The sequence below is a fragment of the Kribbella rubisoli genome (genome assembly GCF_004217145.1).
Lineage (GTDB): Bacteria > Actinomycetota > Actinomycetes > Propionibacteriales > Kribbellaceae > Kribbella > Kribbella rubisoli.
The window spans coordinates 779,050-800,086 of the sequence record NZ_SHKR01000014.1 but is presented as its reverse complement, the minus strand read 5'-3'; the positions used below and the strand labels follow the sequence as shown (position 1 = coordinate 800,086).

The window sequence follows — 21,037 nt, the reverse complement described above, 5'->3', positions numbered from 1 at the left end:
TGATGTCTCATTCCCTGTGGTTCCGCACCCCCGCGCCGGACTGGTTCGAGGCGTTGCCGGTGGGCAACGGGCATCTCGGCGGGAAGGTGTTCGGCCGGGTCGGCGAGGAGCGGATCGCGCTCAACCTCGACGATGTCTGGTCGGGCGACGGTCCGCGCACCTTGACGGTGCCGGACGGGCCGGCGGTGCTGGCCGACGTACGACGGTTGTTGCTGGAGGAAGGTGATCGGCTGGCGGCCACCGAGCGGACCCGTGCGTTACAGGGTCCGTTGGTGGAGTCGTACCAGCCGCTCGCCGACCTGGTGATCCGGTCGGCCGGCGTGGGTGCGGACTACAGGCGGAGTTTGGATCTGCGCACCGGCATTGCCGGTGTGGAATACACGGTGGATGGGACGCGGTTCCGGCGTGAGACCTTCGTGTCCACGCCGGACCAGGTCATGGTGTGGACGATCACGGCCGACCGGCCGGGTGCTGTCGATCTCGAACTGTCGTTGGAGAGTCAGCACCCGGTCCGGCCATCGGTTGCCGGTGGCACCTATGGATTGGTTGGGCGGGCGCCGTCGGATCTGACCATCGAGTATCGGGATCGGCCGGATCCGATCCGCTACGAAGAGGGGCGTGGGATCGGGTTCGGGGTCGCGCTCCGGGCGCTGGTTGACGGCGGGACGGCGGAAGCTTCGGACGCGGGCGTTGTGGTTCGTGGTGCGGACAGCGTGACGGTCGTGTTGTCGGCGGCAAGTACATTCGTCGGCTGGTCGGCGCCGCCGGGGCGGGATCCGTTGGTTGCTTTGGCTGCTGCGGTCGCCGTATTGGATTCGGTTGCTGTGGACAAGCTTCGCGAGCGTCATGTCGAGGATCATGTGGCGCTCTACGACCGCTCTTCGCTTTCGTTGGGTGTTCCAAGTGAATTGCCGACCGACGAGAGGATTGCAGCAGTAGCTGCCGGGGGCAGCGATCCGGATCTGGTTGCGCTGACGTTCAACTTCGGGCGGTACCTGTTGATGGCGTCCTCCCGCCCCGGGACGCAGGCGGCCAACCTGCAAGGCATCTGGAACCAGGACCGCCGGCCGATGTGGGCCAGCGACTGGACCAACAACATCAACACCCAGATGAACTACTGGCCGGCCGACCTGACCGGCCTGCACGAGTGCTTCGACCCCTTGGTCGACTTGATCGAGGGCTTGGCCTCGTCCGGTGCGGAGACCGCTCGGACTCTGTACGACGTACCGGGTTGGGTCTCGCATCACAACGCCGACCTGTGGCGCGCGACCTGGCCGGTCGGCGCGGGTGATGACGATCCCGTCTGGGCGATGTGCGCGACGTGCGGGGTCTGGCTGACGGCGCATTTGATGGAGCACTACCGGTTCACGATGGACGTGGATTTCCTGCGCGACCGTGCGTACCCGTTGATCGCGGGCGCGGCGGAGTTCGTGCTCTCGATGCTCGTCGAGGACGGCGACGGGGTGCTGCAGTTCGTCCCGTCGACGGCGCCGGAGCATCATTTCATCTTGCCGTCGGGTTCGAAGGCTTCCGTTGACCTGACCTCGACGTACGACATCTGGTTGATCCGGGAGCTGTTCGCGAACCTGGCTGAGGCCGCTGCGATCCTGGGGCTCGACTCATCGCTGGTTTCGCGCGCTGCGGCGGCTCGTGATCGTCTGCCTTCGGTACGGGTGACGCCGGAGGGGCGGCTGTACGAGTGGCCGACCGACTGGCCGCCGTCCGAGCCGCAGCATCGGCATCAGTCACATCTTTACGGGTTGTATCCAGGCGCCGAGATCGACCCGACGCGTACGCCGGAGTGGGCCGCGGCCGCTCGGGCTTCGTTGGACCTGCGTACCGATGGTGCTGTGAACGGCGGGTGGACCGCGGCCTGGTTGGTCGCGCTGTGGGCCCGACTGTTCGAGCCTTCGAAGGCCGCTGCGGTGATCCAGGACTATTTGAGTCGGCTGGTGTCGGACAACCTCCTGCACCGCGACGGCGACATCTTCCAGATCGACGCGAACTTCGGCATGACCGGTTGCATCCCGGAGCTGCTGCTGCAGAGCCACACCGACGTGATCCGCGTCCTGCCGGCGTTGCCGTCCGACTGGCCCGACGGGTCGTTCCGCGGTCTGCGTGCGCGCGGCGGTCTGACGTTCGACGTGACGTGGCTTGGCGGCGTACTGACGGAGGCCGTCGTACGGGCGTCGCACGCGGGCACGCATCGGATCGTGCTGCCGGACGGGGAGCGGATTGTGGAGCTCTCGGCCGGCCAACAGGTGGACCTGGTTAGGACTGCCTAACCTTGGTTGTTGTAGGCTCAACGTTCGTGAAGAAGCTGATAGGGATCGTCGTGTCGGCCGCCGTACTGCTCGCAGCGGGCTGCGGTGGTGGTGACACCACCAAGAGTGCGGACACCGGGGTCGGGGACAAGGACGTGGCGACCGGCGGGCGGCTGTTCAGCACCGCCGACGCCGAGACCGCGAAACTCGGCTCGGACGCCGCGCCCGGTGCGTTCCCGCGGACCGTCAAGGGCGCGCTCGGCGAGACCAAGATCCCGGCGAAGCCGACGCGCGTGGTCGTGCTCGACAGCGGCGAGCTGGACGACGTACTCGCTCTGGGCATCACGCCGGTCGGCATGGCCACGACGGCGGGGCAGAACGGCGTACCGTCGTACCTCGCCGACAAGGCGCAGGGCATCAAGACGGTCGGCGGCATCAGCGAACTCAACCTCGAGGCGATCGCGGCGCTCAAGCCCGACCTCATCCTCGGCAGCAAGCTGCGCGCGAACGACCTGTACGACAAGCTCAGCGCGATCGCGCCGACGGTCTTCAGCATCCGCCCCGGGTTCCCGTGGAAGGAGAACTTCCTGCTGGTCGCGGACGCGGTCGGCGAGGAGGACAAGGCCACCGGAATCCTGAACGACTACCAGAAGCGCGCCAACGAGGTGAAGTCCAAGGTCCAGGGTTCGCCGACGATCTCGCTCGTACGCTTCCGGCCCGGAGAGATCCGGCTGTACGGCAACCTGTCCTTCATCGGCGTCATCCTGAAGGACATCGGCCTGCCGCGACCCAAGATCCAGGACGTGCAGGACCTCGCGGTCGAGGTATCACAGGAGAACATCGGCAAAGCCGACGGCGACTGGATCTTCTACTCCAGCTACGGAAAGCCCGACACCACCGACGAGAACAAGGTCGTCAACGGCAACCTGTGGAAGTCGCTCGCCGCGGTGAAGGCCGGCAAGTCGGCGCGGGTTGACGACGAGGTCTGGTTCCTGGGCCTCGGCCCACTAGGCGCCATGGACGTCCTCACCGACCTCGAGAAACTCCTCGGCCCGAAGGGGTAGCAAACCCGCCCGCGCGCCGTCGTGGGTGGGATGGGCAGGGTATGTGCGGTCGGCTGTGGTGGAACGGCTGCGTGGTGGATGGATGGGCTGTGGCGGGTGGGGTCGGCTGTGGTGGGAGGTAGCAACCCAATCTCCCCGGCTTCGGCAACACGAGCGGATAACCTCGCGAGTTGTGCCTTCTCTGCTCGCACACCAGCAGAGAAGGCACAACGGCAGCGGATATCCACTCGTCTGACTGAGCACGCCACGCCGTCGCCGTCGCTGGGCCTGGGGCGCGAGCCGCGGGCTGCAGCGGGCGCTCCTGGATGGGGTGGGCTTGGCGTCAGATGTCCTCGACGGGCAGTAGGTCGCGTTCGGCGAAGACTCGCTTGGCGACGCCGATTGCGTTGAGGGCTCGGGGGAAGCCGGCGTAGCCAGCCGCGTGGGTGAAGGCTTCGACGATTTCGGTTGGGGTTAGGCCGACGTTGAGGGATGTGCGGATGTGGACTTCGAGCTGGGGTTCGCAGCCGCCTAACGCGGTGAGGATGCCTAGCGTGACGAGCTGGCGTTGCTTGGGGTCGAGGCCTGGGCGGGAGTAGATGTCGCCGAAGCCGAACGCGACGATGTGGTGGGCCAACGCCGGGGCGATGTCGGCGAGGTTTTCCATTACGGCGGGGGCTGAGCCGCCGTCGACGGCGTTCATCACCTCCAGGCCTCGTTGGTAGCGGAGCTGCTCTTCGGGGCTGTTGATGTCTGGAGCCGTCATGCACCCGACGCTAACCGTCGACCGGGCGACTAGAAGTCTCAGTACCGGCGTCGGCCGCGCTGGTACGGCGTGAAGTCGGCGGGCTCTTCGTTGCCGATCCAGTCGCCGGACTCGAGGTGGCGGAGGCTGGTCTCGAGATCGAAGGTGAGCCAACCGGCGAGCTGCGGATGGACGGCGTGTTGCCACAGGCCGTAGGGGCCGCGGAGGCTCTCGAGGTAGTCGACCAGGTCGTGGACCCGGCGGTCCTGTAGCGAGACGCCGCATCGTGAGGCGAGGTCGAGCAGGAAGGCGAGGTCGAATGTGGCGTAGAACGTGATCTGTCCCATCGCACGTTCGAGCCCGACGAGCCGGGACACCTCCCAGCCGATCGTCGAAGCGTCTCGGGTCTCGCGGGCGAGCAAGTGGTCGACCCCGATCCGAGCGGCGTCGGATCGCCGTCGCGAGGGATGCATCGCCAGGCAAGCAACAGCGCCGGTCGTCGCCGATCGGCAGCCGAGCCCGCGGGACAGCCGCCGGTACTCCCTCTCCGGTGGCGCCGGGCGACCCGCCTGTCCCAGGTCGGCTTTCGGCCCGGCCGGCCACGATCCGTCCTCGAGGCGTACGCCGAGCAGCCACTCGTACGCACGCTCGGCCCGCGGATCGGTCGCGAAACCCGCGGCGGCGATCCCACGCAGCGGTACGACGGTGTGCATCGTGATGAAGCGAGGACCTTCGATCGGGCCGGGAACCGACCACGAGCCATCCGATTGCTGTAAGCCGAAGATCTTCTCGACCGCGGTCGCGAGAGCCGGCCCGCGATAGCCGAGGTATGCCAGCCGGCACAGCAGATGGCCCGCATCGTAAGGCCCGGCTGCCGCCAGCCGCGAGACGAGTCCCTCGATCTCCGGGCTCCGATCAATCTCGGTACGCCAGGAGGCAACCTCGGCGTCCTCGGCGCCTTCCAGTTCGCGCGCCGCCCGCCATCGCAGGGAAGGCGACGGATCCCCGAGCAGCAGGGTGCCGATGTTCATGGCAGCATCCCCCGAAGGTACGGCGCGGTGGCGGTGGCTGCCTCCACCAGAGCATCGGGTGGGCCTTCGAAGACGATTCGGCCGCCGTCCGGTCCCGCGCCCGGTCCGAGCTCGATGAGCCAGTCGCAGGCGGCGAGGAAGGCCGGATCGTGTTCGACCACGAGCACGCTGTTGCCGGCAGCAACGAGTGCGTCGAGCGCGCCGACGAGTACTGCGACGTCCGTAGCTTGGAGGCCGACCGTGGGTTCGTCGAGCACGTACAGGGCGGTTGTCTTCGTCGTACGGGCGAACTCCTTGGCAAGCTTGAGCCGCTGCGCTTCGCCGCCCGACAGGCTCCAGCCCGGTTGACGCAGTACTAGATAGCCGAGTCCGAGCTCGACGGCGGCGCCGCCCATCCGTCGTACGGCGTCGAGGTCGCCCCACTCGTCGACCAGTTCGGCGATGGTGAGCGCTTCGATGTCGGCGAGGCTCCGGCCCCGATCGAGGAGAGCGGCGGCTTCGTGGCGGTAGCCGGATCCGCCACAGGCATCACAGGTCTGGCGAACCGACGGCAGGAACGACATGTCCTGCTGCCACACGCCTTTGCCCTTGCAGGCGTCGCAGCCGTAGCTCAGGTCCTTGATCGTGATGCCCTGCTCGATCGCGGTCTCGCTCGCGGCGAACTGCTTGCGGACGGCGCCGATGAGCCCGAGGAACATGCCGGGCGACGTGATCTCGGCGCGGGACTGGTCGGCCACGACCGTTCGCGCGGGCGCACCGGAGATGGTGTCGTGGTCGCCGGGCCGTACGCGGATCGCACCGCGGCCGGGAATGTTGGTCTTCGGCCGGACCAGACCCAGCGCGACGGTGTCGACGACGAGCGACGACTTCCCCGACCCGGACACTCCGCAGACGCCGACCAGCACGCCGAGGGGTACGTCGGCGTCGAGTCCGTCGAGGTTGTTCTCTCGCGCTCCGGTCACCTTCATCCAACCGGTCGGCTCCCGGCGGCGGTCGCGGCGTACCGCCGGAACCTGTCCGCACAAAAGAGCTCGCGTCACCGACTGCGCGCTGTCCAGCCCGACCAAGTGACCGCCGGACGGCCCGGCACCAGGGCCGATCTCGATCACGTCGTCGGCCGCGCGGATGATGAGCGGGTCGTGCTCGACGGCGATGACGGTGTTGCCGGCGTCCCGCAATTCGGTCAATGTCCGGGCCAATGGGGTTACTTCAGAGGGATGCAGGCCCCTCGACGGTTCGTCCAACAGCACCGTCATTCCGACCAGTCCGTCGCCGAGCACCGACGCCAGCTTGATCCGTTGCGCCTCGCCGGCCGAGAGCGTCCAGGTCGAACGGTTCAGCTGGAGGTACCCCAGCCCGACGGCACGGAGGAAGCCGAGCCGACGCAGAGCGGTGGTCCGGGCGTCCGCGGCCTGTGGATCGTCGGGCACCTCCATCGAGGTCAGTACTACCTCCAGCTCGGCGAGCGAGGTCGCAAAGAACTCGTCCCGCGCGAGTCCCTGCAGGCGGATCGTCAGGTACGGCGCGCGCAGCCGCCGGCCACCGCACTCGCGACACGGGAACGCAGTCGATTCCTTGCCGCCGACATCGTTTGCGGCCCACGCGTTCAACCCGCGCCAGGACGCATCGCCGTACAGGACGGCGTGTTGGGCCTCGTCGCTCAACGCCTTCCAGGGGGTGCGGTCGAAGTCGAAGCCGTAGCGCTCGGCCAGCGACCGCATCGGCGGCTCCTCGCCGACGGTTGTGCCGAACCAGGCCAGACTGCCGCCGAAGACGCCGTCGTAGACGGGCACATCCGGGTTCACGATCAGCGTGGCGAATTCGAACTCCCGCTCGACTCCGAGCCCCAGGCACTGCGGACAGATCGACGCGGGTGACCCCACCAGATGCCGCGGCTCGATCGGCACCGCGCCGGTCCCGCAATCGGTGCAGCTCCACGGCGACTCCGGCTTCGGGGACGTCCGGCATACGGTCTGATGTCCACAGGCAAGGCAGGTACGCACGCCGGCCTTCGCGATGACAACGGCGAGCAGGCGGTCGAGGTCGCTGGACCGGCCGACGGTCACCCGGTCGGCATCCCAGACATAGAAGCCCGGGCCGCGCCCGTCGAAGCCCAGGCCGGACGGGTCGATGCTGATCGTCGTACCCAGGCCGGTCAAGGAGTCGACCGGAGCCTCCGGACCCTCACGGACCGACTGCCGCTCGTAGACCGACAAGCACTCGAGCAGCCGCCTGGTCGCCTCCGACTCGAGTACGTCGTGGACCAACGACGACTTGCCCGAACCCGATACGCCGGTGACGACGGTGAACCGGTCCTTGGCGAAGTCGACGTCGACTCCCTGCAGGTTGTGGGCGCGGGCGCCTCGTACCCGGATGGCGTCGCTGGAACGGCGGTCGGTGCGCGGCTTGGCGCGAGGCCGCACCGGCGGCTGCTCGTCGGCAACGGGTGGGCCGCAATGCTGCAGACGTCCGCCGTCGGGACCGCCACCCGGTCCCAGCTCGATGCGCCAGTCGGCGGAGGCGATCACATCGGGCTGGTGTTCGACGACGACCACCGTGCAACCGCTGTCCGTCAGCCGGTCGAGCACCGCGAGCAGCCGATCGAGGTCGCCGGGATGCAGCCCTGTCGTGGGTTCGTCGAGCAGCACGAGGTCGCCGGACCGCGCCTTGGCCACCTCACGGGCGAGCCGCACGCGTTGGGCCTCCCCGCCGGACAGGCTCGGGGATGGCTGCCCGAGCGTCAGATAGCCGAGCCCAACCTCCTGCAGGGGTTGAAGGATCCGGTTCACTGCGGGGTGCTCGGCGAACATCACGATGGCCTCGTCGACGCTCAGAGCCAGTACGTCGGCGATCGACCGACCCGCCCAGGTCGCCTCGAGGACCTCGGAACGGTAGCGCGTGCCGTCGCAGGCCTCGCACGGAACCCAGATCGGCGCCAGATAGCTCAGGCCGATCGCGACCGCTCCCATGCCCTCACAGTCCGGGCACGCACCCTCGGCCCGGTTGAAGGTGAAGTCCGACGGTGATCGTCCGGTCTCGTCCGCGAAGACGTCGCGGATCCGGTCGAGCACCTTGGTGTACGTCGCCGGATTCGACCGCGGGTTGTTGCCCAGCGGTGCCTGATCCACCGCACGAGCCCGTGTCGCCGGCGTGTCGAACGCCGTACATCCGACCGGGCCGCGCTCTCTTAGCGACGCCAGCAGGACTTCCTGGGTGAGGGTGGTCTTGCCGGCTCCCGACGGCCCGGTGATCACGGTCAGCGATCCGAGCGGGATCTCGCAGTCGACAGCGCGGAGGTTGCGCAGGTTCGCGCCAGTGATGCGGATCCGGTCGTTGGATATCGGGCGTTGCGGTCGCTGTCGGCGTGCGCCGGCGGAGAAGCCGATGCCCGAGGCTGTGCCTGCTCGCCACAGCTCCGCCGGCGGGCCTTGAAACACCAGGCGTCCTCCGCCGTCTCCACCGCCAGGCCCGATCTCCACCACGTCGTCGGCCATGGCGACGGCCAGCGGGTCGTGTTCGACCATCAGCACCGGCCCGGGGAGAGCGGCGATGGCGTCGAGCAGTCGGCTGAGATCGTTGTGATGCAACCCGATCGTCGGCTCGTCGAGGACGTGTAGCAGGTCCTCGAGGCGCCCCGAGAGTACGACGGCGAGCCGGGTCCGCTGCGCCTCGCCGCGCGACAGCGTCGGCATCGACCGGTCGAGCGCGAGGTATCCAAGGCCGAGCTCTTGCAGCGGACGCAGGCGTCGCAGCAACTCGTCCTGGATGCGTCGAGCGCGCGACTCGAGCTCTTGCACGAACTCGAGGACCTCGGTCACGGATCGAGCGGTCAGCTCCTGAAGTGTGACGCCGGCAATGCGGTGTGACGACGTGTCGTTGTCACACCGGAACGCCGACGGTGCGAGCGGCCGGACCCACGCGCCACACTGCGGACAGATCGGCGCGCGCAGTACCGGCGTACCACCGAGCAGTACTTCGGGCCTGCCCAACGCGTCGGCCTGTTCCAGCGTCGCGCGGACCTCGGCTGCTGACATGCCCGGTTGGAGGGTGGCCACACGTACGACGATGTCGTGGGGGAGCGCGGGGTCGAGACGGGTCCTTGAGGTCGCTGAGCGGGGTCGGCCGTCGACGGTGACCTGGGCGAACTGTCCTCTGATGCCGGCGAGCAGGCGCGCGTGACTTCCCGTCAATTGGCGCACAATCGCGACTTCGACGTCGAGGCTGCCGTCGCGAGCGAGCAGGTCCAGGGCGGTGGTCAGGCGCTCCTCGGCGGAAAGCGCCCGGACCGGCACGTGGCAGTGCGGGCACTCGACCTCGGCAAACCGTGAGTACAAGATCCGCAAGAACGGATGCAGCCCGACGGACGTCGCCACCGTAGAGGCCGGGTTCGTGTTGAGCACGTTCTGAGCCACCGCCACCGCCGGCCCCAGACCGTCGATCCGCCGAACCCGTGCGGCGGGAACCCGCGCGCTGTTCCCCCCAAGCGCCAAAGAGTCGAGGAACTGCCGCCGCGCCTCGGCATAAACCACATCAAACGCCAACGACGACTTCCCCGACCCCGAAACCCCGACAACAGCCGTCAGCCCCGGCCCGAAAACCACATCAACATCCCGCAAGTTGTGCTCAGCAGCCCCCCGCACGTCGACCACCCGCCCGCGCAGCCGCCCCGAACCCCGAGCACGCCTAGCCGCCGCCTCATCTCCCACGCGTCGGCGCTCCACCTCGCCATCCTCGCAGCTATCACTTACGGGAACGACCCCTGTGCGTTTTGCTCAGCCCTCCAGCTGCTGCAACCCGAAATCGCCGGCAGACACAGGAAACCCGTCCTTCCCGTTGCCCCGGGCAACCACCAGGCCATCACCAGCTCGGCTCAGTCGTTCACGCGGCCGCGGTTGGTTACCTGGATGTGGGGGGCGCGTTGGGCGACGGCCGTGACAAGTTCGTCGTACGGCAGAGACCGCCCAAGGATCTCGTGACTACCCGGCCAAGGGCACGACGGCCCCCACGCCTTCGTGCTGCGGGGGAGCGCTGCCTCGTCCAGCAGCATCACGACCAGCCGCGGTTCCCAGGTCTCGTCGCCCTCGTCGTTGACCTCGTGCCGCTCGAGTCGGCACACCCCGCGGATCTGCCCCCAAGGGATCGCCCGCGGCTGCTCCCCGCCCAGATAGATGCCCGAGTCGTCGACAGTCAGCAGTACGTCGTCATCATCCGACTCACGCCGCTCCTCCAGCGCCGTGATCGCCCCGACCAGCAGCAAGATCGGCAGCCCGACCGCAAAGATCAGCGGCGTACCGCCCCACGCCAGCCACACCGCCTCCAGCGGCTCGCGCACGGACGCCCCGCGGATCGCCTGCACCACGACGATCCCCAGAGTCATCACCAGCATCGCGCCGAACACCACGGTCCCCAGCGCGAGCGCGGTCGTCGTGGTGCCGATTCCGTGGCGTTTGACGACGAACGGCTGGCTGAGTTGATGCGCTGTCGGCATACGGGCATTGTCGGCGCTGTCACGCAGCGGCACCAGAGCTCTCACAGATTCCTCATCAGAACGGTCGGAACGGTCCTCCGGACGGATGAAATCGCCGTACCTGACGGCACATGGACTTTGGTCCGGACCCGGCGTCCGCAACAATCGCTGCATGCCGGACCGCCGAACCGCAGTCGCCACCCGCCAGCCGCCGCCGTCGGGCAACAGCGCGCGCCGACGCAGGAAGGGCGGTATGTGGCGTCGTGGCTGGTTCATCGCGGTGCTGGCGATCCTGTCCGCGGCGACGCTGATCTTCCATCGTTACGTTCCGAACTCGATCGGCAACCTCGGCAGCCTGCTCGACACGTTCCTGCCCTGGGTCGGCCTGGCCGTGCCGGTCCTCGCCGTCGCAGCTCTGGTACGACGTTCCGCGACGGCCGGCGTCGCCCTGCTCGTCCCCGCGCTCGTGTGGGGCGTGATGTTCGGCGATCTGCTGCTCCCGGGCAAGGGCTCCGGCGGCGCGTACGACCTGCGCGTGCTCACCCACAACGTCGACGCCGCCAACCCGGACCCGAAGGCGACCGCGAGCGATCTGCTGGGCGCCGACGCGGACGTGATGGCGCTCGAGGAGCTCACGGCGTCCGACCTCAAGATCTACAAGGCCGCATTCGCCTCGAAGTACCCGTACCAGGTGTCCCGCGACACAGTCGCTCTCTGGTCGAAGTACCCGGTGGTGGAGACCAAGTCGGTCGACGTCGGATTCGCCTGGACCCGCGCGTTGCGGGCCGAGGTCAGCACGCCGGAGGGCAAGGTCGCGGTGTACGTCGCCCACCTTGCCTCCGTGCGCGTCGGCACCAGCGGCTTCACCTCGGACCAGCGCAACAACACGATCAAGGCGCTCGGCCGGCAGATCGCCGACGAGAAGCTGGCCGGCGTGATCGTGATGGGCGACTTCAACGGCACGGCGAACGACCGCAGCCTCGCCCCGCTGACGGCCGGACTGCGCTCGGCGCAAGGCGCGGCCGGCACCGGCTTCGGCTTCACCTGGCCGTCGAAGTTCCCGATGGCGCGAATCGACCACATCCTCGTGCGCGGCGTCACCCCCACGAAGGCCTGGGTCATGAAGCCGACGGGCAGCGACCACCGCCCGGTAGTCGCCGAGCTACGAATTTAGAGGGGGTCTGAGGCGATCCCCTTGCGGTAGGCATAGCGGACCGCCTCGGCGCGATGCCGGGCGCCGATCTTCGCGAACGTGTTGTTGATATGCGTCTTCACGGTCGCCTCGCTGATGAACAGCTTCCCGGCGATCTCCGGATTGCTCAGCCCGCGCGCGATCAACCGCAGTACTTCGGTCTCCCGCGCGGTCAGCCCGTCGTTGCCGGTCGACTCAGGCGCGAGCCCCGCGATCAACCGCTTCGACACCTCGGGATCGAACGTGGACTGCCCGGCAGCGGTCGACCGCAGTGCGGCGCCGATCTCCGCGCGGCCGGCGTCCTTGGTCAGATACCCGCGAGCCCCGGCCCGCAGGGCGTTCGCGATCGACGCGTCATCGGCGTACGTCGTCAGCACCAGTACGGCGACATCCGGGTAATCGGCCGTGATCCGCGCGGTAGCCTCCGTGCCGTCGAGGACCGGCATCCGCAGATCCATCAACACCACGTCAACGTTGCCATCAGCAACAAGAGTGGCAACCAGCTCGACAGCCTCGACACCGTTCGCGGCAGCGCCGACGACCTCGACACCGTCGATCAGCCCGAGCAGCGCCACCAGACCCTCGCGCATGACCTGCTGATCGTCCGCCACCACCACACGGATCGCATCACTCATCAGGAACCTCCGCGACCACCAGCCAGTCGTCCCCGTCCGGACCTGCCGTCAGCGTCCCACCGACCAGGGCCAGCCGCTCGCGCATCCCGGCCAGCCCAAACCCGTCGCCAACCGTCGCCCCCTTGTTCCGCACGGACAGCTGCACACCATCCGCGTACGCGAGCGCAATCTCGATCGGCTGGCCGGGCGCGTGCCGAGCCGCATTCGTCAGCGCCTCCCGAGCAGCGTTCAGCAAGGCAACAGTCACTCCGGAGTCGGTCCGCGCGACCGTACCTGTGACGCCCATCCGCACCGCCGTACCGTGGTCCTTCTCGTGCTGTTCTGCCAGTGCGGCAACCGCCTGCGCCAAGTCCGGCACCGAATCGGCCCGCAGCGCAGCGACCGCGTTCCGTGCCTCGGTCAGCCCTTGTACGGCGAGCCGCCGCGACCGCCGTACCCGCTCCAACGCCCCATTTACATCACCGCGCTCGTCGAGCAGCGCCTCGGCCACCTCGAGTTGAACGCTCAGCGCACCCAGCGAATGCGCGAGTACGTCGTGCAGATCACGCGCGATCCGCCCGCGTTCCTCGAGCGTGGCGGCACGGGCGTGCTCGCTCTGCGCCAACCGGGTCTGCTCGAGCAACTGCTCGGTCTGCCGGGCCTGCACCTCGGACTGTCGCCGGTTCAACCCGAACGCGACCAGTACGGCCGTCCACAGCAGTTGCGTGAAGTACCAGGTGTCCGGCTGGCCGAACCACCACGCCGACCCGGCGTACGCCGCCGCGACACCGATGCCCGCGGCAACGATCGGCCGATTGCCGTGCCGCTTGAAGTCGATCACGGCGATATCCGTGATCGCCACCAGCACCAGGGCCAGCGAGTTCGACTGCGGGTAGCCCGCGATCAGGGCGTTGGCGACGGCGACCGCCGACAGCAGCGCGAGGGCGGCGTACGGGCGAGACGCCATCAGCACCGAGCCGACCGCGAAGACGACGAAGCTCACGCTCAGCACGACCCAGACCCACGCGTCCGCGGGGCGCGCGGTCGCGAGTACGGCGACCACGACGCCGGCGGTGAGGACCCGGCCGACCCAGCCGCTCTCGCCGTGCGGCCGCGTCGGCAGCAGCGCCTTCAGATTCACCGGGTGCTGTACTCCTCTGCGTCGCGACGAGCCTTGTTCTGGATGACCACAGACTGAGTCAACAGGTTCGCACCCATCGAGACCATCAGCGCGGGGCCACCGGACATCGAGGCGCCGAGCAGATGCCCGACTCCCGCCAGCCCGAGGCGTACGACCAGGTAAGCCACCATGATGCCGAGTCCGGGCATCCCGAGCCGGAAGAACACCTTCCCGGCGCGCCGCTCGACCTGGGCGACCCGGCCGGAGGCGGTGCCGGCGATCAAGGCGACCGCGGCACCGATGACCAGCAGTACGACGTCGATGAAGCCGAGGCCGGTGTGCCGGTCGTACAACTGGTAGACCCCGACCCCCATCAGGACGAGCGGCCCGCGCCAGACGTCGGTGTCGGAGTTCTCCAGTTCGGACCAGGACATTCGCCGGGCCAGGACTAGGACGACGACCGCGACGACGACAAGTGCGTTGGGTAACGTTCCGAAGCTCATGTCACGGACGGTAGGTCTGTCCGGTCTCTACAGAGGACCGACCAAGGGTGGAGATCCGGGTGGAGAACCATCGGGCGCCGGTGTCGCCGCCCGGATGATTGAAAGTAGGAGTAACGTTCCTCACCGGTAACACCACGATGCGTCACATACGACGATCCGGAGGGGCGATGCTTCCGCAACAATCCATCCTGAGACTGGATGCCACGGCGATCGACTACATCATCATCGCCTTGTACTTCGTCTTCGTGCTCGGCATCGGGTACCTGGCCAGACGCGCGGTCTCGAGCAGCCTGGACTTCTTCCTGTCCGGCCGTTCGCTACCGGCCTGGGTGACCGGCCTGGCCTTCATCTCGGCCAACCTGGGCGCGATCGAGATCATGGGCATGTCGGCGAACGGTGCGCAGTACGGCATCCCGACCGTGCACTACTTCTGGATCGGCGCGGTCCCGGCGATGCTGTTCCTCGGCGTCGTGATGATGCCGTTCTACTACGGCTCGAAGGTCCGCAGCGTGCCGGAGTTCATGCTGCGCCGGTTCGGCAAACCCGCGCACCTGGTGAACGCGGTCAGCTTCGCCCTGGCGCAGGTGCTGATCGCGGGCGTGAACCTGTTCCTGCTGGCCACCATCGTGAACGTGCTGCTCGGCTGGCCGATCTGGGTGTCGGTGATCGTGGCCGCAGCCATCGTTCTGAGCTACATCACCCTCGGCGGCCTGTCCGCGGCGATCTACAACGAGGTGCTGCAGTTCTTCGTGATCGTCGCCGCGCTGCTGCCGTTGACGCTGGTCGGCCTGCACAAGGTCGGGGGCTGGCAGGGCCTGGTCGACAAGGTGAGCGCGTCGCCGGGCGGTTCGGAGCAGATGTCCGCGTGGCCGGGCAACGCGCTGAGTGGCTTCCACAACAGCTTCCTGTCCGTGATCGGCATCGTCTTCGGCCTCGGCTTCGTGCTCTCGTTCGGTTACTGGACGACGAACTTCACCGAGGTCCAGCGCGCGCTGGCCTCGAAGAACATGTCCGCGGCCCGGCGTACTCCGATCATCGGCTCGTTCCCGAAGATGTTCATCCCGTTCATCGTGATCATCCCCGGCATCATCGCCGCGGTGATCGTGCCCGAGCTGGCCCAGTTCAAGGCGAACGGCACCGGCGAGGTCGACTACAACGACGCGTTGCTGCTGCTGATGCGCGACCTGCTGCCGAACGGCATGCTCGGCCTGGCCATCACCGGTCTGCTGGCGTCGTTCATGGCCGGTATGGCGGCCAACCTGAGCTCGTTCAACACGGTCATGTCGTACGACATCATCGAGCGCTACCTGATCAAGGACCGGCCGGACGAGTTCTACCTGCGGACGGGCCGGATCGTGACCGTGGCCGGCACGCTGGTCGCGATCGGAACGGCCGCGATCGCCTCGGGCTACAGCAACCTGATGGACTACCTGCAGCAGCTGTTCTCGTTCTTCAACGCTCCGCTGTTCGCCACGTTCATCCTCGGTATGTTCTGGAAGCGGATGACCGCGACGGCAGGATGGATCGGCCTGGTCAGCGGTACGGCGACCGCGATCCTGGTCTTCATCCTGTCCGAGAACGGCGTGATCAACCTGCCGGGCCAGGGCGCCAGCTTCGTCGGCGCGGGTGCGGCCTTCGTGGTCGACATCGTGATCAGCGTGGTGGTCAGCCTGGTGACGACACCGAAGCGGGACACCGAGCTGGTCGGCCTGGTGTATTCGCTGACACCGAAGGAACAGCGCACCGAGGTAGCGGTCGCGGGCGACGGCGGCTGGTACCGCAAGCCGGTCCTGCTCGCCGGGATCTCACTCGCGCTGACCATCGTCCTCAACATCATCTTCGCCTGAGGGAGGGTTCGAGATGGCAGACAAGAAGAAGGCCGGTGCCTTCGACATCCGGATCGTGATCGCGGCCCTGGTCGGCATCTACGGGGTGGTGCTGACGATCCTTGGCATCGTCGAGAAGCAGGCGGAGATCGACAAGGCCGCCGGCATCAACATCAACCTCTGGGGCGGCATCGGGATGCTGGTGTTCACCGCCCTGTTCGTGCTCTGGACCCGGCTGCGGCCGATCGCCGTACCGGTCGAGGAAGACGCGACCGAGCAGTAGCCGGCCACAGCTGCATGTCCGTTTGAGAAACATCGGCGTCCTTTGCGATCCTGCTGCTGGACGCCGATGTTTCCTACGCTCGAAGTACCCGATCAGGAGGAACTTCGAGATGACGATCACTTCTGACAGGCCTGACCTGTCGACCGCGGCACAGCAGTACGCCGAGCAAGGCTTCGTCCTGGTGAAAGGCCTGCTCAGCAAGGACGAAGCGGCGTACTACCGGCAGCGCAGCCACGACCTGCTGGCGCAGCTGAACCGGTCCGACGACCCCACCTGGGGAGCCGCCCGGGGAATGACCGAGGCGCCGACCAAGCTGCAGCACCTGCACGACGCGCAGTTCTACGACGCGGCGTTCTCGAAGCTGCTGGTGGACCCGCGGTTCACCGACGTGGCCGCTGCGGTGATGGGTGTGGACAACGTGCAGCTGCACCACACCAAGCTGTTCGTGAAGCCGCCGGAGAACGGTTCGCCGTTCCCGCTGCACCAGGACCACCCGTTCTTCCCGCACACCTACCACCGGGTCGGAGCGGCGATCTTCCACTTCGACGACGCACCGATCGAGAAGGGCTGTGTGCGGATCATTCCCGGCAGCCACACGTCCGGTCCGCGGGAGCATGAGGCAGAAGGCTCGTACCACCTTCTCGAGCCGGCCTTCGAGGAGGCGACGCCGCAGCCGGCCGAGGCGGGCGACGTACTGTTCTTCACCTATCTGACCGTGCACGGGTCCGGGGTGAACGTCAGCGACCAGGCGCGGACGACGTGGCTGGTCCAGTACCGCGACCCGGCGGACCCGCCGATGGTCAAGACCCACGACTGGTCGCTCGGCCAGGGCATGATGCTGCGAGGAGTCGACCCCACTGGCAGGAGTGCTGTTTGAGCCTCGCTGATGTTGCCGGCGCGGACCGGTTCGTCGACCTCGCGGGACTGCTGGAGTCCTGCGAGGTCGACGGCTTCCACGCGGACTTCCTCAGCTGGGGTCACTACCGGCCGGAGTACTGGCGCAACTACTGGCACACCCACTCCTTCCACGAGGTCTGCCTCGCGTACTCCGGCGAGGGGCGCTTCAACTCGGGAGACGTCAGGTACGACGTCCAGCCGGGCTCCGTCTTCTTGGCCCGCCCGGGCGACGTTCACGAAATCGAGTCCTCGCACACGTCTCCGCTCGGGATCGCCTTCTGGGGCTTCACCTTCCGCCCAGGCACCTCCGGCGTCCGAACGGGGGAGCCCGCATCCTTTCCGCCCACCGACCGTCACCCGGCCGCCCGGGACCTTTCCGGTTGGTGGTCCGGGCTCACCCGGCCCGACGGGCCGGTGATGTCGGATCGGGCCGGCTCGTTGCCATCGCTCATCACTGCGCTCGCCGCTGAAGCGGCTGCGCCGGTGGCCGGCTACAGCACCGCGCTGGACGCCTTGGGCGCCACGCTGGTCCTGGAGACTGCTCGTGCGTTCGCACTGGACGAGGACCTCGCGGTGGAGCCCGTCCGGCGCGACCGCGGCCCACTGGTCGTCGAAGCCATGCAGCGTCACCTCCGCGACAACCTGTCCCGGCAAATCACTGTGAGGGACGTAGCAGCGGCCGCTCACCTGTCCGAGCGTCACGCCGAGCGCCTCTTCACCCAGCAGACCGGTGCCTCGATCATGTCGACCCTGCGCCGCCTACGCCTCGAGTTGGCCGCCCAGCTCCTCCTGGACCCCAGCCTCACCATCACCGAGGTCGCGAGAGCCTGCGGGTACTCCGACGTACGTCCGTTCTCCACAGCCTTCCGCCGCAAGTACGGCCGCACGCCCGGCGACCACCGCCGCGCCGGTGGCACCGAGTTCATCTAGAACTGCGGCACGACGGGCAGTGGTATTCTGGTGGTATGCGAGTGAGCCTGCTCCTTAGTTAGCCGTACTGGCGCAGTCAGTACGGCATCCCCTCCTGCGTGAGGGGCTTTTTTATGTCTCGGGTGCCGTCTGGCACATTAAGGCTCAACAAAACACACGAAGTATGGAGTAGGACCGTGAGCGAGCAGGTGGAGGACGCCCCTATCGACCGGGGCGGCTACGACTTCAACGCCATGCAGGCCAAGTGGCGTCCGGTGTGGGAGAAGCTGGACCCGTTCAAGGCGAAGGACGACGGCTCGGCCGAGCGGCGCTACGCGCTCACGATGTTCTCCTACCCGTCCGGCGACCTGCACATGGGTCACGCCGAGGTGTTCGCGCTGCACGACGTGCTGGCGCGCTACTGGTTCCAGCAGGGCTACGACGTGCTGAACCCGATCGGCTGGGACTCCTTCGGCCTGCCCGCCGAGAACGCCGCGATCAAGCGCAACGAGCACCCGGCGACGTTCACCTATGCCAACATCGAGACGCAGGCCGAGTCGATCCGCCGGTACGCGATCAGCTTCGACTGGTCCCGCCGGCTGCACACGTCGGACCCGGAGTACTACCGCTGGACGCAGTGGCTGTTCCTGCGGCTGTACGAGCGCGGCCTGGCGTACCGCAAGGCGTCGTACGTCAACTGGTGCCCGCACGACCAGACCGTGCTGGCGAACGAGCAGGTCATCCAGGGACGCTGTGAGCGCTGTGGACACGAAGTCACCAAGCGCGAGCTGACGCAGTGGTACTTCAAGACCACTGAGTACGCCCAGCGGCTGCTGGACGACATGGAGCTGCTGCAGTGGCCGGAAGAGATCCTGCTGATGCAGCGCAACTGGATCGGCCGGTCAGAGGGCGCGTTCGCGAGCTTCGAGGTCGAGGGTCGTGACGAGCCGATCAAGGTCTTCACCACTCGTCCGGACACGCTGTTCGGCGCCACCTTCATGGTGGTCGCGCCCGACGCGAAGCTGGCTGCCGAGCTGGTCACTGAGGACCAGCAGGCCGCGTTCGACGAGTACCTGACCGCCGTCAAGGCGTCCACCGAGATCGAGCGGCTGAGCACCGAGCGCGAGAAGACCGGCGTCTTCCTGGGCTCGTACGCGATCAACCCGGTCACCGGGCAGCGGATCCCGATCTGGGCCGCCGACTACGTGCTGGCCGACTACGGCACCGGCGCGATCATGGCCGTGCCCGGCCAGGACACCCGCGACTGGGAGTTCGCCGAGAAGTTCGGCCTGCCGATCGTCCGCACCGTCGAACCGCCCGCCGATTTCGATGGCAAGGCGTACACGGGTGAGGGCGCGGCGATCAACAGCGCCAACGACGAGATCAGCCTGGACGGACTGGACATCGCCGACGCGAAGTCCCGGATCATCGACTGGCTGGACAGCAAGGGCCTGGGCGAGCGGACGATCAACTACCGTCTGCGCGACTGGCTGCTGAGCCGCCAGCGGTACTGGGGCTGCCCGATCCCGATCATCCACTGCCCGTCCTGTGGTGAGGTGCCGGTTCCGGACGACCAGCTGCCGATGGAGCTGCCCGACCTGCGCGGTGCGGACCTGCAGCCGAAGGGTGTCTCGCCGCTGGCCGCGGACCGCGAGTGGGTCGAGGTCGACTGCCCGAAGTGCGGCGGCAAGGCCGAGCGGGACACGGACACGATGGACACGTTCGTCGACTCGTCCTGGTATTTCCTGCGCTACCTGTCCCCGCAGTACACCGACGGTGCCTTCGACCAGGATGCAGCGGACCGCTGGATGTCGGTCTACCAGTACGTCGGCGGCAAGGAACACGCCGTACTGCATCTCCTGTACGCGCGCTTCTTCGTCAAGGCGCTGCACGACATGGGCCTGCTGAACGCCGTCGAGCCCTTCACCCGGCTGCTGAACCAGGGCCAGGTGATCAACAAGGGCAAGGCGATGAGCAAGTCGCTGGGCAACGGCGTGAACCTGGGCGACATGATCGACGAGTACGGCGTGGACGCGGTCCGGCTGACCATGGTGTTCGCCGGTCCGCCCGCGGACGACATCGACTGGGCCGACATGTCGCCGGGGGGCTCGCTGAAGTTCCTGCAGCGGGCCTGGCGGCTGGCTGCTGCGGTCGAGGCGCCGCTGGGCTCGGATCCCTCGACCGGCGACGTCGAGCTGCGCAAGCTGACCCACCGGACGGTGGCCGACGCGACCGAGCTGATCGACTCGCACCGGTTCAACGTGATGGTGGCCCGGATCATGGAGCTGGTGAACGCCACCCGGAAGGCGATCGACTCCGGTCCGGGCGCGGCCGACCCGGCGGTCCGCGAGGCGGCCGAGACGGTGTCGATCCTGCTGAGCCTGGTCGCGCCGTACACGGCCGAGGACATGTGGGCCGAGCTGGGCCACGAGCCGACGGTCGCCAAGGCCGGCTGGCCGAAGGTCGATCCGGCGCTGCTGGTCCAGGACACGGTGACCTGTGTGGTCCAGGTGGCCGGCAAGGTGAAGGACCGGCTGGAGGTCGCGCCGGACATCTCCGACGCCGACCTGGAGAAGCTGGCGCTGGATTCCGAGGCGGTGCAGAAGGCGCTGGACGGTCGCGGTACCCGCAAGGTGATCGTGCGGGCGCCGAAGCTGGTCAACATCGTGCCGGCCTGATGGATTCCGTCGTACTGGATGTTCACACCGGTGCTCGTGAGGTCGTCATGGACCTCACGAGCAGGTGTGAGCAGTTCGTGTCGGGGCGCGGCGACGGACTGCTGCACGTCTTCGTCCCGCACGCGACCGCCGGCGTCGCGGTCCTCGAGACCGGCGCAGGCAGCGACAGCGATCTGCTGGCCGTGCTCGAGGACCTGCTGCCGCGCGACTTCGACTGGCGGCACCGGCACGGCTCACCCGGACACGGCCGCGATCACGTGTTGCCCGCGCTGATTCCGCCGTACGCGACCGTTCCGGTTCTCGCCGGCCGGTTGACGCTCGGAACGTGGCAATCGATCTGCCTCGTCGACACCAATCGCGATAATCCCGACCGGCATGTCCGGTTGTCGTTCCTGGCCGGTTAGTGGACTACCCGGTAACTCCCGGCGGACGTATTTTGGTGACTTATCGTGATGTTGCTGATCG

General features: G+C 67.7%; 16 protein-coding genes. 9 read left to right on the top strand and 7 right to left on the bottom strand.

What is annotated here, in order from left to right:
* The first annotated feature begins 2 nt into the window (after positions 1-2).
* Positions 3-2,285 carry a glycoside hydrolase family 95 protein gene (locus EV645_RS29305; RefSeq protein ID WP_130447225.1) on the top strand — a complete coding sequence of 761 codons (2,283 nt, stop codon included), beginning with the start codon at positions 3-5 and terminating at the stop codon, positions 2,283-2,285.
* 26 nt (positions 2,286-2,311) lie between these two features.
* Positions 2,312-3,328 carry an ABC transporter substrate-binding protein gene (locus EV645_RS29300; protein ID WP_130447224.1) on the top strand — a complete coding sequence of 339 codons (1,017 nt, stop codon included), beginning with the start codon at positions 2,312-2,314 and terminating at the stop codon, positions 3,326-3,328.
* A gap of 322 nt (positions 3,329-3,650) precedes the next feature.
* On the opposite strand, the gene EV645_RS29295 is transcribed toward EV645_RS29300, so the two are convergent.
* The 4 genes from EV645_RS29295 to EV645_RS29280 all read right to left on the bottom strand — a co-directional run bounded on the left by EV645_RS29295 (position 3,651) and on the right by EV645_RS29280 (position 10,571).
* Entirely contained in the window at positions 3,651-4,073 is a 423-nt protein-coding gene (locus EV645_RS29295) for a carboxymuconolactone decarboxylase family protein (protein ID WP_130447223.1), read from the bottom strand.
* A gap of 38 nt (positions 4,074-4,111) precedes the next feature.
* A complete protein-coding gene (locus EV645_RS29290) occupies positions 4,112-5,083 on the bottom strand; it encodes a hypothetical protein (protein WP_130447222.1) in 972 nt (323 codons plus the stop codon).
* Positions 5,080-9,624: an ATP-binding cassette domain-containing protein gene (locus EV645_RS29285; RefSeq protein ID WP_157997175.1), complete on the bottom strand. Its 4,545-nt coding sequence runs from the start codon at positions 9,622-9,624 to the stop codon at positions 5,080-5,082. Before EV645_RS29285 ends, EV645_RS29290 begins: the two co-directional genes overlap by 4 nt.
* Before the next feature lie 329 nt (positions 9,625-9,953).
* On the bottom strand, positions 9,954-10,571 hold the full coding sequence (locus tag EV645_RS29280) for a hypothetical protein (protein ID WP_130447220.1): 618 nt from the start codon (positions 10,569-10,571) through the stop codon (positions 9,954-9,956).
* Between the two features lie 232 nt (positions 10,572-10,803).
* Here EV645_RS29280 and EV645_RS29275 point away from each other — a divergent pair, with 232 nt between their 5' ends.
* Positions 10,804-11,724 (top strand): endonuclease/exonuclease/phosphatase family protein, encoded by a 921-nt coding sequence (locus tag EV645_RS29275; RefSeq protein ID WP_422386648.1) that lies wholly within the window; start codon positions 10,804-10,806, stop codon positions 11,722-11,724.
* Here the strand turns inward: EV645_RS29275 and EV645_RS29270 are convergent.
* Genes EV645_RS29270 through EV645_RS29260 form a run of 3 tightly spaced genes read right to left on the bottom strand, consistent with a single transcriptional unit; the run spans position 11,721 to position 13,979 of the window.
* On the bottom strand, positions 11,721-12,377 hold the full coding sequence (locus EV645_RS29270; RefSeq protein WP_130447218.1) for a response regulator: 657 nt from the start codon (positions 12,375-12,377) through the stop codon (positions 11,721-11,723). The two genes, EV645_RS29275 and EV645_RS29270, sit on opposite strands and share 4 nt — an antisense overlap.
* Positions 12,370-13,497: a sensor histidine kinase gene (locus EV645_RS29265; protein ID WP_198681910.1), complete on the bottom strand. Its 1,128-nt coding sequence runs from the start codon at positions 13,495-13,497 to the stop codon at positions 12,370-12,372. Before EV645_RS29265 ends, EV645_RS29270 begins: the two co-directional genes overlap by 8 nt.
* Positions 13,494-13,979: a hypothetical protein gene (locus tag EV645_RS29260; RefSeq protein WP_130447217.1), complete on the bottom strand. Its 486-nt coding sequence runs from the start codon at positions 13,977-13,979 to the stop codon at positions 13,494-13,496. Before EV645_RS29260 ends, EV645_RS29265 begins: the two co-directional genes overlap by 4 nt.
* 167 nt (positions 13,980-14,146) lie before the next feature.
* Here EV645_RS29260 and EV645_RS29255 point away from each other — a divergent pair, with 167 nt between their 5' ends.
* From EV645_RS29255 to EV645_RS29230, 6 genes are all read left to right on the top strand, one after another.
* Entirely contained in the window at positions 14,147-15,826 is a 1,680-nt protein-coding gene (locus EV645_RS29255; RefSeq protein WP_130447216.1) for a sodium:solute symporter family protein, read from the top strand.
* 13 nt (positions 15,827-15,839) lie between these two features.
* Entirely contained in the window at positions 15,840-16,088 is a 249-nt protein-coding gene (locus EV645_RS29250; protein WP_130447215.1) for a hypothetical protein, read from the top strand.
* Between the two features lie 109 nt (positions 16,089-16,197).
* Positions 16,198-16,965 carry a phytanoyl-CoA dioxygenase family protein gene (locus EV645_RS29245; RefSeq protein ID WP_130447214.1) on the top strand — a complete coding sequence of 256 codons (768 nt, stop codon included), beginning with the start codon at positions 16,198-16,200 and terminating at the stop codon, positions 16,963-16,965.
* Positions 16,962-17,915 (top strand): AraC family transcriptional regulator, encoded by a 954-nt coding sequence (locus EV645_RS29240; protein ID WP_130447213.1) that lies wholly within the window; start codon positions 16,962-16,964, stop codon positions 17,913-17,915. The genes EV645_RS29245 and EV645_RS29240 overlap by 4 nt, the downstream gene beginning before the upstream one ends.
* 176 nt (positions 17,916-18,091) lie before the next feature.
* Positions 18,092-20,572: a leucine--tRNA ligase gene (gene leuS, locus EV645_RS29235; protein ID WP_277877111.1), complete on the top strand. Its 2,481-nt coding sequence runs from the start codon at positions 18,092-18,094 to the stop codon at positions 20,570-20,572.
* Positions 20,572-20,976: a YjbQ family protein gene (locus tag EV645_RS29230; RefSeq protein WP_130447211.1), complete on the top strand. Its 405-nt coding sequence runs from the start codon at positions 20,572-20,574 to the stop codon at positions 20,974-20,976. The genes leuS and EV645_RS29230 overlap by 1 nt, the downstream gene beginning before the upstream one ends.
* Positions 20,977-21,037: the final 61 nt, after the last annotated feature.

Excerpts from the sequence above, each read along its gene's own strand:
- EV645_RS29305 (WP_130447225.1), top strand. The coding sequence starts at position 3 with ATGTCTCATTCCCTGTGGTTCCGCACCCCCGCGCCGGACTGGTTCGAG.
- EV645_RS29295 (WP_130447223.1), bottom strand. The coding sequence starts at position 4,073 with ATGACGGCTCCAGACATCAACAGCCCCGAAGAGCAGCTCCGCTACCAA.
- EV645_RS29290 (WP_130447222.1), bottom strand. The coding sequence starts at position 5,083 with ATGAACATCGGCACCCTGCTGCTCGGGGATCCGTCGCCTTCCCTGCGA.
- EV645_RS29280 (WP_130447220.1), bottom strand. The coding sequence starts at position 10,571 with ATGCCGACAGCGCATCAACTCAGCCAGCCGTTCGTCGTCAAACGCCAC.
- EV645_RS29275 (WP_422386648.1), top strand. The coding sequence starts at position 10,804 with ATGTGGCGTCGTGGCTGGTTCATCGCGGTGCTGGCGATCCTGTCCGCG.
- EV645_RS29270 (WP_130447218.1), bottom strand. The coding sequence starts at position 12,377 with ATGAGTGATGCGATCCGTGTGGTGGTGGCGGACGATCAGCAGGTCATG.
- EV645_RS29260 (WP_130447217.1), bottom strand. The coding sequence starts at position 13,979 with ATGAGCTTCGGAACGTTACCCAACGCACTTGTCGTCGTCGCGGTCGTC.
- EV645_RS29255 (WP_130447216.1), top strand. The coding sequence starts at position 14,147 with ATGCTTCCGCAACAATCCATCCTGAGACTGGATGCCACGGCGATCGAC.
- EV645_RS29250 (WP_130447215.1), top strand. The coding sequence starts at position 15,840 with ATGGCAGACAAGAAGAAGGCCGGTGCCTTCGACATCCGGATCGTGATC.
- EV645_RS29245 (WP_130447214.1), top strand. The coding sequence starts at position 16,198 with ATGACGATCACTTCTGACAGGCCTGACCTGTCGACCGCGGCACAGCAG.
- EV645_RS29230 (WP_130447211.1), top strand. The coding sequence starts at position 20,572 with ATGGATTCCGTCGTACTGGATGTTCACACCGGTGCTCGTGAGGTCGTC.